This is a genomic window from Paenibacillus sp. GM1FR, from assembly GCF_002803315.1.
GTDB classification, from domain to species: Bacteria; Bacillota; Bacilli; order Paenibacillales; family Paenibacillaceae; genus Paenibacillus; species Paenibacillus amylolyticus.
This window is the reverse complement of sequence record NZ_MKZL01000044.1, coordinates 274,843-290,910: the sequence shown is the minus strand read 5'-3', so window position 1 is coordinate 290,910 and position 16,068 is coordinate 274,843. Positions and strand designations below refer to the sequence as shown.

Annotated in this window: 12 protein-coding genes and 1 pseudogene; 1 reads left to right on the top strand and 12 read right to left on the bottom strand. The window is 46.6% G+C overall.

Annotation, left to right across the window (positions count from 1 at the left end; all coding sequences use genetic code 11):
* Nucleotides 1–71: 71 nt before the first annotated feature.
* The 8 genes from PAEAM_RS23665 to PAEAM_RS23630 form a co-directional block, all read right to left on the bottom strand.
* Nucleotides 72–1,916: an RICIN domain-containing protein gene (locus PAEAM_RS23665; RefSeq protein WP_100529194.1), complete on the bottom strand. Its 1,845-nt coding sequence runs from the start codon at nucleotides 1,914–1,916 to the stop codon at nucleotides 72–74.
* 197 nt (nucleotides 1,917–2,113) lie between these two features.
* A complete protein-coding gene (locus PAEAM_RS23660) occupies nucleotides 2,114–3,463 on the bottom strand; it encodes a glycoside hydrolase family 43 protein (protein WP_100529193.1) in 1,350 nt (449 codons plus the stop codon).
* A gap of 443 nt (nucleotides 3,464–3,906) precedes the next feature.
* The gene (locus tag PAEAM_RS23655) at nucleotides 3,907–6,945 is read right to left on the bottom strand and encodes a beta-galactosidase (RefSeq protein ID WP_100529192.1); all 3,039 of its coding nucleotides are present in this window, start codon (nucleotides 6,943–6,945) and stop codon (nucleotides 3,907–3,909) included.
* A gap of 256 nt (nucleotides 6,946–7,201) precedes the next feature.
* Nucleotides 7,202–8,698, bottom strand: a complete 1,497-nt coding sequence (locus tag PAEAM_RS23650; protein WP_100529191.1) for a glycoside hydrolase family 30 protein — start codon at nucleotides 8,696–8,698, stop codon at nucleotides 7,202–7,204.
* Nucleotides 8,699–8,788: 90 nt separating this feature from the next.
* Nucleotides 8,789–9,634 (bottom strand): carbohydrate ABC transporter permease, encoded by an 846-nt coding sequence (locus PAEAM_RS23645; protein ID WP_036617294.1) that lies wholly within the window; start codon nucleotides 9,632–9,634, stop codon nucleotides 8,789–8,791.
* A complete protein-coding gene (locus PAEAM_RS23640) occupies nucleotides 9,627–10,514 on the bottom strand; it encodes a carbohydrate ABC transporter permease (protein WP_017687021.1) in 888 nt (295 codons plus the stop codon). The genes PAEAM_RS23645 and PAEAM_RS23640 overlap by 8 nt, the downstream gene beginning before the upstream one ends.
* A gap of 101 nt (nucleotides 10,515–10,615) precedes the next feature.
* On the bottom strand, nucleotides 10,616–11,887 hold the full coding sequence (locus PAEAM_RS23635; protein ID WP_076252824.1) for an ABC transporter substrate-binding protein: 1,272 nt from the start codon (nucleotides 11,885–11,887) through the stop codon (nucleotides 10,616–10,618).
* Nucleotides 11,888–12,067: 180 nt separating this feature from the next.
* Nucleotides 12,068–13,096 carry a LacI family DNA-binding transcriptional regulator gene (locus tag PAEAM_RS23630; protein ID WP_036617286.1) on the bottom strand — a complete coding sequence of 343 codons (1,029 nt, stop codon included), beginning with the start codon at nucleotides 13,094–13,096 and terminating at the stop codon, nucleotides 12,068–12,070.
* A gap of 275 nt (nucleotides 13,097–13,371) precedes the next feature.
* On the opposite strand from PAEAM_RS23630, the gene PAEAM_RS23625 reads away from it, so the two are divergent.
* Complete coding sequence (locus PAEAM_RS23625) at nucleotides 13,372–13,746, top strand: iron-sulfur cluster biosynthesis family protein (RefSeq protein WP_237177085.1); 375 nt, start codon at nucleotides 13,372–13,374, stop codon at nucleotides 13,744–13,746.
* Nucleotides 13,747–13,897: 151 nt separating this feature from the next.
* On the opposite strand, the gene PAEAM_RS23620 is transcribed toward PAEAM_RS23625, so the two are convergent.
* The 4 genes and pseudogenes from PAEAM_RS23620 to PAEAM_RS23605 all read right to left on the bottom strand — a co-directional run bounded on the left by PAEAM_RS23620 (nucleotide 13,898) and on the right by PAEAM_RS23605 (nucleotide 15,981).
* On the bottom strand, nucleotides 13,898–14,323 hold the full coding sequence (locus PAEAM_RS23620) for a hypothetical protein (RefSeq protein ID WP_165790036.1): 426 nt from the start codon (nucleotides 14,321–14,323) through the stop codon (nucleotides 13,898–13,900).
* Nucleotides 14,324–14,454: 131 nt separating this feature from the next.
* Nucleotides 14,455–14,640 (bottom strand): hypothetical protein, encoded by a 186-nt coding sequence (locus PAEAM_RS23615; protein WP_100529189.1) that lies wholly within the window; start codon nucleotides 14,638–14,640, stop codon nucleotides 14,455–14,457.
* Nucleotides 14,641–14,693: 53 nt separating this feature from the next.
* Nucleotides 14,694–15,126, bottom strand: a pseudogene (fabZ, locus tag PAEAM_RS23610) (3-hydroxyacyl-ACP dehydratase FabZ).
* A gap of 210 nt (nucleotides 15,127–15,336) precedes the next feature.
* On the bottom strand, nucleotides 15,337–15,981 hold the full coding sequence (locus PAEAM_RS23605) for a DEAD/DEAH box helicase family protein (RefSeq protein ID WP_100529188.1): 645 nt from the start codon (nucleotides 15,979–15,981) through the stop codon (nucleotides 15,337–15,339).
* Nucleotides 15,982–16,068 lie beyond the last annotated feature (87 nt).

Here is a 16,068-nt window from a genome sequence, read left to right as displayed (position 1 = left end):
AGTGTTGCTTAGAGCACTGCACCTCCAAGAAAAAAGGACACGTAATAACGTTTAATTCATGCGTACTCACACTAATTAACTTTGACGAGGCTCCATTGCTGATTGGCTCCGCCATTGTCGGCCCACTGAATCGTGGAGGCACCTGCGGTCAGAGAACCTTGATTGATGTCAACCGTCAGGCCACTATTTCGATTCGCAAGTACCACATATCCTCCCACATCAATTGGCAGCCATTGCTGATTGTTGCCCCCGTTATCCTGCCACTGAATCAGAGCGGCTCCGCCTTGTGTGGAACCCGAATTCACATCCAGCAAAAGCCCACTGCCTACATTGCGAATGTTGTAATATCCGTTACCTACCGACTCCAGCTTCCATTGCTGGTTAGCTGCTCCATTATCATTCCACTGAATGATTGTTGCCCCACCCGTAGAAGAAGCACCGTTAACATCGAGTGCAAGTCCACTGTTGCGGTTGATTAATTTGTAGATGGCTCCGGATTCATATCCTGTACCGCCATTATAAGTTGCACCGGAAATGACGTAGGTTGTGACCGAATTGGCCTTGGCCGTAGCGGTAAAGGTTTTGTTTTGCACCGAAATATTGGTCAGTTGCTGCAACTTCTCTGTTGAAGAGGTCCGATATACTTGAGCAGCCGTGCCTGTGTTAGTAAACCGACTGAGATCATAGGTTACCGTTGTATCCGTCGATTCCGAATTGGTTGTTACCAGCACAACTTTGCCGGAGGCTGCATCATAGGCTGCAAGGGTATTGGCATCATTCATGCCGATAATCTTGTATCCAGGACGAATAAATTTGCTGTAATTGCCCATGACATAATATTTTTGGTTCACGGTGTAACTGGTCGTTTGCGTATTGTTCAACACGTTCTTGAAAAATCCCCATCCTTCTGCACTATCGACGGCTTGCCAATACACCCATCCACTTGCACCCATATTGCGAATATCCTTGAGGATGGTCCGTGACATCGTAAGTCCGCTTGCATCTCCGTCTCCATATTCCGAGGTCCACAGATGTTTGCCCGCAGACGTCGCTGTGTTGCGCAAAGCAGTACGATTGCTTCCGCCATACGTATGAGTGTTGATCTGAGTGATCGCTGATTTAACGGCATTGCTGTAGCTGTTGAACGACACATTGGTATCATCGATACTGTATTCTTCTGGTGCGCTCAGCTTTGTGGACAGGCCCTTCGCATTCAACGAAGCTTGTACCTGACTCAGAATCGTGTTCTGATCCGCCCGGTCAAAGTGCATGCCCTCCTGGTCATTACCCTGCTTCCACCACGTCGAGATCGGTTCATTCAGCGGAGTTACACTATCAAATGTGATCCCCCAGTTATCCCGAAAATGCTTCACAACCTCAGTTAAGTAATCGGCAAAATCATCGTAGTAATCGGGCTTGAGGTTGTTACCTCCATTGGCCGAACCGGACACATTACCACTGATCGTCATCCAGTAAGGTGCGGAATTCGCAAAAGCTTCGATGACATTCACGCCTTGAGCTTTGGCAGCTTGCAGCATATATCGTTGGTTTGCATCTGCATTCCAGTCATACACACCGGGAGAAGGCTGGTAACCAGGAACGGCTTTGCGATATTCAAGGATATTGGACGATGGATTATCCCCGCCTCCAATGTTGTACCGCAGAATATTCAGCCCCAGTCCGGTATTTGCATTGAACATTTTCTCCACATACTCATCCCGATTGGAATATTCTCCAACCACTTTGCCCCACCACGCGAGGGATGTCCCCCATCCTTCAATCGTCTGATATTGCTTCGAAGGATCGGCAACAGCCGTGTAGGCTCCCGCAGCAGATACCTCTGTTCCCAGACCCAAACTGCCTGTTAGCAGACTTCCTGCCAGCAGTAGCGAGCTCATTTGTTTTAACCACTTCATCCGCTTCACTCCTTATCATTTTACACTTGCACTCCGATGTCAGAACAACTTTCCGATCGCTGTTATCCCCAGATTTTTTAATTATTCCTTAAAAGGGGAAATCCGGGGATAAACGCGCACGCTTCGCTTCTTCAAGTTATTTCTGACCTCTCCGTTATCGTGTAAATGTATAGTTTAACTTAGAAAATAAACACCTATTATTGTGCAACCTCTCTGAAGGTCGCGTCTGACTTATCGAGTGCGGTAACAACAGCTTCCAGTTTCAGCACATTATTATAATGTCTCAGATACAGGTTCGGGTTATTAAACGAGGCTAACGATGTCCAACTAGCATTAGCAAGTCCACTTACACGTTTGAACGTGGCGTCATTTCGGAATGTAGTGCTGCCGTCATTTTTCACAAGTGTGATGTTGCCATTATTATTGCGCAGGAAATAACCCGGATAATTCATGGACTCAAACGAAATGCCTGTTGCATTCGACAGCCCGCTTACGATACGGAATTGTGCATCCTCCGCTGGACTGACACTTGCATCAATCCGTGCCTGATAGTTGTAGTGACGAATGAAGCTGCCTGGTACATTGAATGACTCCAACTTGCGGATATCCCCCGGTTGCCCGGACTCTTTCAATACGGTCATATGCCGGACGAGTCCGGTAAGACCTGCAATCTCTTGTTTGGCACCCCAAGTCTGGAAGTTGTCAGCAGAGTCGCTGTAATAATATTTTTGTGTTGCATAGCCGTCAAAGTAGATTCGCCATGAACCATTATCCAGCTGAACAAGCGCCGGACCTTCCACCCAAGAACCCCAACCTGCCCAATCCCCTGTGCCTTTAAAGGTATAAGGACCCGTTAGCGAAGTTGATGTCGCATATTCAATGTATTTGGTGGTCTCGTTCTTGGTAAAAGCATGATAGGTTGAGCCTGTCTTCACGATAAAAGTGTCGATATAATTGGGAGCAATGCCTGCCAGTTCAGTAGGTGCAGACCATGAGGTAGATGTTAGATTGCTACCTGAAGCTGTGAGTACATAAGGTTTGAAATTCTGATAGTTGCCTGGTGAGAGGGACACGATAATGTTCAGACTGCCGTTGCTGTCTTTGAACCATTCTGGTGCCCAGGTGTGTGCAATTGTGGTAGGTGTGGATAAAGTAATATTACGGACAAATGTCCAGTTTACCTTATCCGGGCTGGAGGCGATGCCGATGGTGTTACCCGACCAGTTCGTGGTGTAGACAACGTAATATAGACCATCTGTGTGCTTCATGATGCTGGGATCGCGGATCAGATCGGCCGGAGGTGTATAGGCTGGCCCTTTTAGCAAACCATAGTGGGTTGCATTATAGGATTCGTAGATATACATATTGGACTCACTTGTGTTCGTAAAGGCTGATATCGTATATACACTTGTCGCTGCTCTGGCTGTATTGGGGAATAACATCGTTAATAGAAGTAATGTTCCGAGCAGCAGAATCATTCCGGCCTTGAAACCTTTGGACTTTCCTACTCCTATTCCTCCTATTCCCTCTTCCTTCTTCGTCAACATTGGGTTCATCTCCTTATTCATGAGTGATGAACAGAGGAATACCTTACTGTATTACCAATGACAAAGCGTACCTGGGACTGCCACTGATGAGCAACACCTCACGACTACCTGTTCAAATTCCAATTACATGAAGCATCACTCCCTTCACAGATCTTGGATGAACAATTACTCTTTATGTAAACGGTTACAACTAATTAAACTACAAGTGTTACCTTAGTTCGTTGTACCAACCTGATCACCACAGTTTCCCCATTCCCTTAGCCTAATTCACTCCGCAAAACTGAATCCGAAAGATTCACAAGCTCGGGTTATTTGACTAAGAAAATGAGGTAGTGTGACTGTGGTAAAAGGTGAAATGTTGCGTGCGACTCAAACTATCTCGATCCAGTTATTGTTCCCAACCATAGTTGGATCGGTAAGACAGCTAACGATCCATACATGAACTATTCCACCACAACCCACGGATAACGGGATAACGCATCCAACAGGAATCGTACACGTTCTGGCGTTCTGCCTTCTTCATCGAACAAAAGTAATTCATTCTCTTCCTGTAGCCAAGCTACTGGAATTTTGTAATCCTCTTGCGGACCAATCTGCCAATAACGCCCCAGATGATGCCCGTTCAGGTGAATCGTTCCTTTGCTCATCCCGGTCAGGCGAAGCATCAGGTTCACTTTATGATGCTCCGAAACCGCAGGCTCCGCGAAACGCCAGCGGTACCAGACCGGCTGACCATACGATCCTTGGACTGGAGTATGATTGGATACAGGGTGAGACTTCTCACTCAATGTAGCACGATTAACCGATTCATTCGTGGTGTGGGGCACCAGATTGGCAGTACAATTGCCACCTGCGGCGATACCAGGCTGTCCTGCACGCTGGATTGACCCCTGTGCTCCAGGATGGATCGATTCCTGTCCTACCTCGTAGCTCTCCCATTGTTGCGGAAGCAATGCATCCGTCCCTGCCATACGCCAATCCTTCAGTTCTCCCTGACTTGGATACGTGATCAGTTCCAGTCTGTCCAGCGATGAACGGCTATACGGCATTTCAAGTGTATTCGTCTCTCCGGGCTTGATATACAAGGAGATATCTAACGTCTGGAAGGCAAACCAATCCTGATATCCTTCCATCGGAACTTCGATGCCATTGATACGAAGGCCTTTGCTCAGTGCACCCACGAGAATCGCACGATCCATGACATCCAGCGTAAAACTTCTGCTCAGAATTGGCGATCCTTGGAGAGAGTTCACCTCATCGAGATGCAAAAGTCCACTCTCCATACGCCAATCCCGACGAATATCCTGAACCTTGCCATCCAGATACACAGCACCAGCCAGACCTTTGCTCTCACCCAGATACGGAGAGAAGTTCAATCTGCCCATATGTTGCACCAGAATCTGAAGTGTATTCTTCCCTTGGGCTACTTGTAACTGCACTCCTGCGGCACCTACCTGACGCACTAATGCCTGCTGAACACCGTTAACGATGATTCTGGCAGTATCCTGGATATCCGGCAAAATGAGGTTAGTGACCCCTTCGGTTGGACTCTCGAAATCACATTCGTACAATAAATAACCAAAATCTTGTCCATACCGGGAAAAGTCTTCGGGTTGTCCACTCGCCGAGCGTTGCTTCGCAGTTAACGTAATACGTGACATCTCAGGAGAATCAGACAATGTCGGCGCACTCGGTAATGTCCATGGAAGCTGCTGCTGTTTGCCTGCAATAGGCTTCTCGCTGGCATAGAACTCGTGACCTGTTAACGTCCGTTCTCCATCGGTCCAGTCACCAAGCAACGTAATTGTGCGATCTGGGTCAGTAATCATGCCCTTGACCTGACCGGATGGTAATACGTCTACGTCATCGAAGCCGATCGCATAACGAAGTCCCTTCTGGTCTGTTGCTTCCAATCGCCATGTTCGATTCATCGTTTCTTGATCCAAAATGATGAATCGGATCGGTGTGCCGTTTGCTTCCAGCTGGATCGTTCCCGGCTCTTGGAAATGGAACAAATCGAAGCGGTATACGTTCCTGGCTGAATCATGTTCGACCAGCACTTGCACTGTGCTGCCCGTGACGTTCAATGCCCCTGCTTCCAGTTCAAGAACAGAACGCTGCCCGGCAGCGGCCACGATGAACAGGTTCAATTCTCCGTTTATCATTTCATTGCCCGTAATCATCGTACCCGCAGTCAGGTATACGTGTTCAGCAATCTGTACTCGATCCAGCAACGGAACAATCTGACCCGGATTCACCGATACGGGAAGAGTACGGCCTTCCTCCAGCGTAATGTGCATCGTCTCCCGTTCATCCTTGTGACTCTCCAAGAACCAAATCTTCTGGTTGTCAGCCTGTCTGCCTCGTACAGATATGCCCTCAGGATGACGTACAACGATCTGTTCTTCTGGAATTTCCTCTGTTTCCATCAGAAGGGCCCCGAAAGCATGGACGAAATAGGACAAATTCTTGGTTACTGCATATTTTGGTGTCACCCGTCCATATTCGTTCAGGGGTGCATCATAGTCATAGGACGTAATCATAAAGATGTCACTGCTACCCATCGTTCTGCCGCCATATCCACCAAAGTTCGTGCCACCATAGAACATGTAGTGACTGATTCCGGTATACCCGGCACGCAGAATCTCCATAATACGTCTCTCCAGCAAAGGTGCTGTCTTCTGAATAGCCGAAGGCCCTCCCCAATTCTCGAACCATCCGGTCCAGAATTCCGTGACCATCTTCGGGGTGTCCGGCTGTTTGACTCGAAGTTTCTCATAATGCCCGTCAGCACCTGACCAGAAATTAGCCCCTTCAATCGTGCCTTCCGCCCCGCCAACGCAAGTGATCAGCGTAGCGTCAATGCCACGTTGCAACAATCCATCCCTCAGCGTATTCATATGGTCACTTGCAGCAGTGTCATCCATCAGATACCCGTATTCATTCTCCACCTGCACGAGAATGACCGTACCCCCGGCGGATAACTGGCGCTCCCGAATAATCGGCACAATCCGGTCAAAATACAGGTTCACATAGTGCAGATACGTCTCATTATTTTCCCTAAATTTCACGCCGTCCTTCGTGCCAAGCCAGTACGGGAAACCGCCAAAATCCCATTCCGCACAAATAAACGGACCTGGACGCGCGATAACCCACATGCCCAATTCTGCGCACAGGTCCAGAAAAGCGCCGCAATCGTTGTCCCCTTCAAAAGACCACTGTCCTTCTTCCGGTTCATGCACATTCCACGCAAAGTAAGTGTCGATGCAGTTCATGCCTGCCAGCTTCGCCTTCAGCAGAACCTCACGCCATTCCTCCTTTGGCATACGGAAATAATGGATCGTGGCACTGTTCAGAAATACCCGCTCTCCGTTTAGGAAAAAGCTGCGTGCATCGTATGTTAATTCAGATTGAACACCATTCTCAGCCCCGTTGAAGTTCTTCTCCTGTTCCTGAAATAAAAGGGATGCTTTCTCTGTCAAAGTTATCCCCTCCTTCTCTTTATTTAGGTTCATATGTCCTGTGGTTCATTTAAAATATAAGTTCAACTAATGAATGTTTACACTGGCACTCCGATGACAGAATAACCTTCCAATCGCTGTTATCCCCAGATTTTTTTGATTCCCTTTTCTCAAAGGGAAAATCCGGTGATAAAGGCGAACGCTTCGCTTTTTCAGGTTTTTTCTGTCCTCTCCGTTTTCTGTGTAAATCTGTAGTTGAACTTATATACCTTAATCATCAGTTCCCCTGCAACGTCACGCCTTCCAGTACAACCGTTGTGATGGAATTGTCGGCCGTAGGCACTTCAAGTCCGTTGGCATACACCGGGATGTCTTCAAGCTGTTCCATGTTCCGATCCGGTGAAGTCTGATACACCTGAGCGGTGGATGATTTTCCATACGTATACCCTTCCAGTTCAAACGCTGTTGTACCCGCTGACAATTCGTTACGAATCACCAGCACCAGTCTCTGACGTTCCGCGTCATAGGCAGCCAGTGTGCGTCCACCATCGGTTGGAATAATTGTCGCGCCGGGACGAATAAACTTCGTGAACTGGGCCATACCATAATACTGTTTGGTCATCTCGTACTGCTCTTCTCCGTTGAAATTGGCATGAATGAAGCCCCAATTGTTATTGGCACCTTCATCTTCAACGGCCTGCCAGTATACCCAGGCGGATGGCTGCATGATTTTCAGATCAAACATGATCCGCTCCGCCAATTCTTGCACCGAGGTCATATCCTCATGACTGTGCGGCTCGCTGCCGCCGGTTCCGTACTCGGACATCCACAGCTTTTTGCCTTGGCGTTCTGCCAGCGTGCGCAGCTCTTCCATTTTGCTACCATTATAGGAGTGAGTATTGATCTGCTGGATTACGTCCAGCGTGTCCTGATCATAGAGGTTGAAATTAAACACCGTCTCATCAATGCTGTTATCGTCCGCGGCACTAATGACGGTTCCATCCAGTCCTTTGCTCTTCAACGATGCAGCAACTTTCTTGATAATCTCGGCCTGTTTCTCATTGGTAAAATGACTACCTTCCTGCATATTGCCCTTCTTCCACCAGTCGGAGGAAGGTTCATTGAGTGGATTCAGTGTGCGGAAGGTGATCCCCCACTCGTCCCGATAATGCTTCACGACTTCAGTCAAATAATCGGCAAACGCATCATACTGGTCGTCACGCAGATTATTGCTGCCATCCACAGCTCCGGTAACGGATCCACTGATCGTCATCCAGTAAGGTGGTGAATTGGAGAATGCTTCGGTAATGTTCACGCCACGCTCCATCGAGCCTTGTAATACAGCCCGCTGACCTGCATCAGCATCCCAGTCCCACTCTCCAGGTTCAGGCTGGAAGCCAGGTACATCCCCGCCGGGACGAAGAGCTTTCATCTCCGGATTTTCCTCGCCGCCAATATTGTAACGAACGATGTTCAGACCTAATCCTTTCTCCGGGTCAAAGACCAGATCCATCACTTCACTCACCTTCGCCTGATCCTTCCATCCTCCAAGATCGTTGGCCCACCAGGCAAGTGACGTACCCCAACCTTCAAAATGATTATAGGACTGATCCAGCTTCAGACGTACTGGTTCCCCTTGGAACTCAAGTGTTTTGGATGATTCATTGGCAAAATGATTGATAACAATTCCTCCTCCTGCCAGCAGAGCAATCAGAGCGACACCCATGAGGATATAACTCCGTTTGCCTCTGCTGCGTTGTTCTTTATGCGCCATGGGCTATACAATCCTTTCTCCATGTACGTTGATTATTCCGTTGACCCTGAACATCAATTTCAATACATACAACCACTACAGACACTTCGGTTACTTGATTCCGCTGCTTCCGCCGCTAATGTTGGCTTCATAGACATAACGTTGTCCGAACAGATATACCAGCACCATCGGAATGGTGAGGAACAGGGAAGCGATCATCACGAGGTTCCATGGCGGCATCTGCCCGCCACCTACCGTAGTCAACAGCTGCACCCCAAGTGCCAGCGGCATTTTCTCCGGATCATTGATATAGATGAGCGGCCCCATGAAGTTGCCCCAGTTATAGGAGAATGAGAAGATCGCAATGGCCGCAAGTATCGGATAAGTCAGTGGCATGATGATCTTCCAGTAGATTCCCGGGTGTCCCATACCATCGATCATGGCCGCTTCATCCAGTGATTTTGGAATACTCATGACAAACTGCCGAATCAGGAATACGTTGAACGCTCCGGCGAAGAAACTCGGCACGATCAGCGGGTAGAATGTATTAATCCAGTCCAGATGACGGAAGATGATGAACTGCGGTACCATCGTCACCTCACCCGGAATCATCATCGTACTGAGCAACACAATAAACAGGAAACGGCTGCCTTTTGCTTTGATTCGGGCAAAGCCGTAGGATACGATCGAAGCTGATAATACCGATCCGACAATCGTAAAGATGGTTATGATGACCGAGTTTTTGAGATACGTGCCAAGATTGTTATTCGTGAAGATGGTATAAAAGTTCGACCATTGGAACTCCATTGGAACAAAGGTAAAGGCTGATTTGACGGTTGTTGCGTCACTTGCCAGTGCAATAGAGATCATGTACAAGAAAGGCGAAGCAAGCAGCACCCCGACCAGAATCAGAAAAATATAGGATATCGTCTTCTCCACAGTGGATGGATTACTCATTGGCTTTTCCCTCCTCGTAGTGCACCCATAGCGCCGATGAACGGAATACAACGAGTGTCAACACCATGATGATGATGAATAGTACCCAGGCAATCGCCGATGCATATCCCATTTTGTAGAATTGGAATGCATTCTGGAATAGGTAGGGAACAACCATCTGACTTGAATTGTCAGGTCCCCCGGCAGTGACGATAAATACCTGCGCGAAGGTCTGGAGCGCTCCAATCATGCCAGTCACGAGATTGAAGAAAATGACGGGAGTCAGCATTGGGAATGTAATATGGAAGAACGATTGTGTACTTTTCGCCCCATCGATGGCAGCGGCCTCGTACAGCTCCTGTGGAATGCCTTTCATCCCTGCAAGCAGCAATACCACTCCACCACCCACACCCCATAAGGACATGAGAATCAATGCAGGCTTAACCCAGTTGGGATCAAGAAGCCAGGCAGGACCCTGAATACCGAAGATCGCAAGTGCCTGGTTGATCAATCCTTCCGTCGGCGCAAGCAAGTGGATGAAGAGCAATGAACTCGCAACCACCGGAACAACGGAAGGCAGATAGAACAGAATACGGAAGAAGGTGATACCTTTGATTTTCTTGTTGAGGTAATATGCAATCCAGAGCGAGATCGACATGCCCAGCGGAATGGATATCAGCGCATAGAAGAATGTATTGCCGACGGATTTCCAGAAGATCGGATCATCGGTCAGTAATGTTTTGTAATTGTCGATACCAATGAATTCAGGGGACTGGAACAGATCCCAATTCGTGAAGCTCATATAGATGGAAAACAGGATCGGACCCAGAGTCAGCCCCAGAAATCCGATCAGCCAAGGCGAGATGAAGATGTAGAACCATTTCCCGTCCTTTTTTCTCACGTTAAGCCCTCCCATGACGCAGAGAGCAGATGGAACCCGCATTCACGCCGATTCCACCTGTCCTGCTGTCGCTGCTATTTGTGCATGTTCAGAAAAATCCTCTATTTGTAGAGTCTTTCCAGTCCACTCTGAATTTCGGTTACGGTATCATCAAGCGAGGCTTTGTTGTTGAAGTAGACACCCAGCTTATCGTTAATGAGCTTCATCATTTCGTTCCATTGCGGGTTGAATGGTTCCGCATAGATCGTTGATTCACTGAACGCAGCCATGTTGATTTTTTTGCCGCCATATTCGGCATTGAGGAATTCATCACTGGAAAGACCTGCTTTGGTTGCAGGAGCATCCTGACCGGCTTTGACCATTGGCATCTGTGCTTCCGGTGTGGTCAGTGCTTCAATTACTTTGAATGCTTCTTCCTTGTGTTTGGAAGCGTTGGTAATCGTTAACCCGTTAAAGAATGCGTTTGTTTCGCCCCATACCGGAGAGATATCCCAATTAATGCCTTCCACCTTGGCAAGTGAACCGATGTTCCAGAACCCTGTCGTTTCCATGGCGATCTTGCCTTGAGCGAACAGCGGATCGGCTCCGATATTCCCCATGTCGGCAATCTCGGTTGGCGTTGGTCCCGCACCGTGTGTGAAGGTCAGATCATTCATGAATTGTAATGCTTTCCGCACAGGCTCTGTATTAAAGGTTGGTTTGCCACTCTCATCGAACAGTGAGCCACCGTTCTGGTAGATCAGCTGCATCCATTGCGGCCACCAGCTGCCAGGGTAGTAACCCCATTGAGTCGTCTTGCCGTTCTCCTTCACCGTCAGCTTCTGAGCTGCCGCCATCAGATCGTCCTGCGTCCAATCTTTGGTTGGATATTCCACCCCAGCCTTGTCGAACAGATCTTTGTTATAAAAGAGGACCATCGCGCCTGCCCGATCCGGCAAACCAAATTGTTTGCCATCATACTTCATCAGGTTGGCAATATCATCGGAATAACGCTCGGACATGTTCACATTGTTCGCCTGAATCATGTCATCCAGCGGTATAATCTGATTCTTGGAGGCGTAAGCCTGATAGTTCTCGGCAATCATCATGATGTCCGGTGCCGTTCCTCCGGCGATCATGGTCTGTACCTTCTGGTCATAATCCCCTGCAACCACGTTCAGCTTCACGTTAATATCGGGATACGTCTGCTTCACAATGTCGAGTCGTTCCTGATAAATTTTCTTCTCATCCTCTGAGCCCCAGATTGTCATGCTCAAATCAACCTTGCCACCGGACTCACCGGAAGAACCGTTTTTACTCCCGCTGCTACAGGCTGTCAGACCCATTACCATGACCAGCATCAATAACGAAATGACCTTTAAACTTCTTCTCATACGTTACGCCCCCTTGATATAATGAATGGATGACTACACTGAAACCCGTTTCATGAAATGGGTTTCATTAAGCTGAAACATAAAACCCGTTCCACTTTATGAAAGGGGTTTCATTCACGCACTCATTATATTTCACCCTTCAAGGAAATGTCAACGCTTTCTTTTCCAATTACAGGCCCTTTATCTTGCAGCAGGTCCTGTACTTTGACGCACAATCAGCTCCGGTTGCAGAATGATCTGCTTCTTCGGTTTGCCTTGGTTAATCAACTCATGCAGCACATCCACAGCCTGTTTGCCAAGCTGATACGTGTTCTGGGATACAGTTGTCAGTTCCGGTATAACGGCACTGGCGAGCGGCGTATCATCAAAACCTACAATGGATATATCTTTCGGAATCGAGAGCCCATGCTCAATCGTCGACTTGATCGCACCAATCGCTGTGTTGTCATTGACGCAGATGACTGCGGTGGGTGGATTGTCACGATCCAGTAGTTTGGACATCTCCCGTTTGCCGTCGTCGATGGAGAAGCTGCCGAGCAGTTGCCGTTCTTTTGGTATTTCGAGCCCATGCTCCCGAAGTTTCTTCTGCACAGCTCTGACCTTGACCATGGTGGTGGACAACTCTTTCAGGCCACCAACAAAGGCGATATCACGATGTCCCAGTTCAAGCAAATGCTCTGCTGCAAGGGCTGCCCCTGCACCTTCATCCGTGTACACCCGATGGAACCCGCCTTTGGCAATATTGCCATTGACCAGCACGATTGGCATACGTTTGCCCATATCAATCAATTCCTGAGCCATGTCATCCGGACAGACCTGCATGTTAATTCGCCCGCCGAGAAAAATAATCCCGTCTACCCGCTTCTCTCGCAGGATGGACAAATATTCAGATTCCCTGTTGTAGTCGCCTGCGGTATTGCACAGAAAGAAGGTATACCCCAATCCGCGAGCCTCATTCTCCGCGCCCCAGAACACTTCCGGGAAAAACGGGTTTGTAATGTCCGGCAGGATGATGGCAATGGTGCCCGTCTCTTTTTTGATCAGACTGCGCGCCTGCGCATTGGGCTGAAACTGGTGTTTTTCAATGATGGACATAATCTTCTCTCGGGTGCTTGCACGCACAGGTGCCGTATCATTCAGTACCCGGGAGACCGTCGCTACAGATACATTTGCTTCTTTGGCGATGTCGTATATGGTGATCGGTGTCATAGCGGAACCTTCCTTTTTCTCTAATTTTCCCTATTTTCCCTGCTTATCATACCAGATAAGGAATGGCGATGAAATGGGTTTCATTGACGGGCGAATGATTTCACACTGAACCCATAGAAATTCCGGGTATAACATTCATACGTAAATTATTCTTTGCATTACGCATTAGCGTCAATATATACAGGACATGTTTGCTTTTCTTTATTTCACCTTCTAATCTGCGTTTATGGTCCATATATTAAATTGTAAGCGAATTCATTGGAGATTAGAGGAGTGTGAACAACGTCATGATCATTCAAGTCAGTCCGCTGGCAGAAGCAAGACTTACTGAAAAGCTGGGAGATCGACCAGGCTATTTCAAATTGTTTTATGATACCGATGGATGCGGTTGTGACGGAATTGCGGTACTTCTGATCTTAAACGAGCCGGATAGCGATGATGTTACCGTAGAAGCGGGGTCGCTTCCCTTTGTAATCAACAAACAGCAGCAGATTTACTTTGAACCGTCTCTGCGTCTGCAATCCGAGCACAGTTTCCCTTCATTCCGACTGAGCAGCGATTCCATGATCTATGGCAGTAATGTCAAAGTCCATGATTTAAGAGATACCGCAGACGTAGCCCCTCAGCCCACTGGATGGTTTGTACGATAAACGTTTAATTAGCACTATAATCAAAACCTCCCAAGCCCAGATGTCATGCGGGACGGGAGGTTTTTTATCATTTCTAATGAGTTTATTAGGCATTATTTTCGTAAACATTTCATGTGAGCTAACGTTTGTTGTCAGTTAAATATTACTAAGATTACTTCACAACAATTTCAATTGAGTTCATGGTCATAGAGATATCCGCGGTCATATCCACAATGAGGTTTTGTTTCCCTTTTTTGGTTACTATACACTCATCTTCAACCTCAACCACTTGACCTGACTTAAACTCAGTTACATATCCCACATCCGCATAATTACGCTGCTCGTTACTACCGGAGAAGGAAAAACGAATTATAGGTTTTCCATGGGTTACTTCAACAGGTTTAATACCTGTATATTTTAATGTTCCTTTTACTTTCAATGTCTCACCCGTACTTAAAACTGTTGGTGTTGTGACTTCGAGAATAAAATCAGTTGCTACTACACGTTCAGTAATTGTATCTTCATTTTTTTCTTTTGGTGAACATCCCGCAAATATCATGGATACCACTAGTACCAACATTAATATGCTACTACTCATTTTATTAATTTCATATCACCTCTTTCATACTGAAGATGTTAATGGAATTATACTTACGCTATGAAAAGCGAATTACACTATTTGAGAGCAGCAATAATAATCCGATTTCCCCTTGCACTGAAAGTTCCTTCCTAATCTCCCCACCAGATTATTTTAGTCTTCGAGTCACCTTCCTCATGATACTTTAATTCAGTCTCTGCGGGAGTCTCTGAATGCTCAATAACTATGGGTATAGGAAAGCCTATGATCCGAACCCCTAATAATAAAACAAAGCTGATGACAAGAATTCCAAACAGGCCAATAATAATACGTTTCATTTGCACTTCTCCTTCAAAAGACAGGTGGAAAACTGTTCATTGATTTTCCTGAACTATCGTTTCCCGTTAATTGAATGCCCAATAGAATTAAAAGCAAACATTATTTCTGCTTCACAAACCAATTCATTGTTTACCATTGCGACGCCTATTCCTTTGACAATCTGTTTTTTAGTTCGGGTCACTTCAAATTCAAGATGAGTTGATCCTCTGGTTTTACTTGCTTGTTGAATCGACAATTATCAATACCAGTCAGTAACCCTATCTTATGGTTATTTCTGTCTACGTTGGACATAGCTATACCACCAACCTGTGCTAAAGCTTCTAAAATCAAGACTCCAGGTATGACAGGATAGTCGGGAAAGTGACCAAGGAAATATGATTCATTGAAAGTCACATTTTGATTCCAACGGCTTTCTTTCCCTCGACAATTTTTAAGATTCTATCGTCCAAAAGAAAGAGATATCTAAGAGGAATAAGCGCTTTAATTTGTTGTTTAAATTAAGCATGGATTTCCTCCTCAAATACTGGCTGATCACCATTCTAATGTCATCTGGAGAACTCAGCCATTATTAAAGTATCTTTCCCGCTAGCTGAACAAAAGCAGCCGATCAGGTTGATCGACTGCTGTCTGAGGTTTATTGAGCTACCGTATACTTTTAGTGTAACAAACGACTGATATCATTTGACACTTCAGTATCATAGAAAACCGAAATGCTTTTCAACTTCCAATAACATCTGATCTTTATTGGACTGAGATGTTCTCATAAACCATTTTAATTGATACTGCTCTGCTTGTTGCAGGTAATGATTCGATGCTCTAACCACCGTGTTTAATGTTTCGTCCCGTGCACGTTGTGGATCTGATAAATTAGGGAACACATCCTCCATGCCTCTCAGATGATCTCGATCCAGATACTCCGCTCGAATTAGGTCATCTTCTGCAAACATATAAACAACTCGGTTGGGGTCAACAATCTCCCTTAGATAAGCAGGTTCCATAAAAGTATCTACTACGATTGGCTTCTCTTTCCCCATCTGTAACAAATCCAAAATAATAAACTCAACGCTTTCATCAAACACTGAATTCAACCAGTGACTTCTATCGTTCCCACGCCCTAAAAAGAACCATTCCCAATCAATGAAGTGTCGCAAAATTGCTGGATGATCCTGCGGATTAGCCTTTTTTTGATAATCGAAAGTGTGGTCATCTGAGGAATAATAATTCAGTTCCCATTTTGAAGAAAGTAACTTTGTCATCGTGCTTTTGCCGCCGCAAGGGCCGCCACATATCCAATAAACGTGATCTAGATATTGTCTTAATAGTCGATCTGAAATTTTCATTGTACAACCATCCCCCTGTATAAGAATGTTTCTTAAATGGGAGAATATCTCATTTTGTTCGCATTAAATGTCCAGGTCGCTGGCATT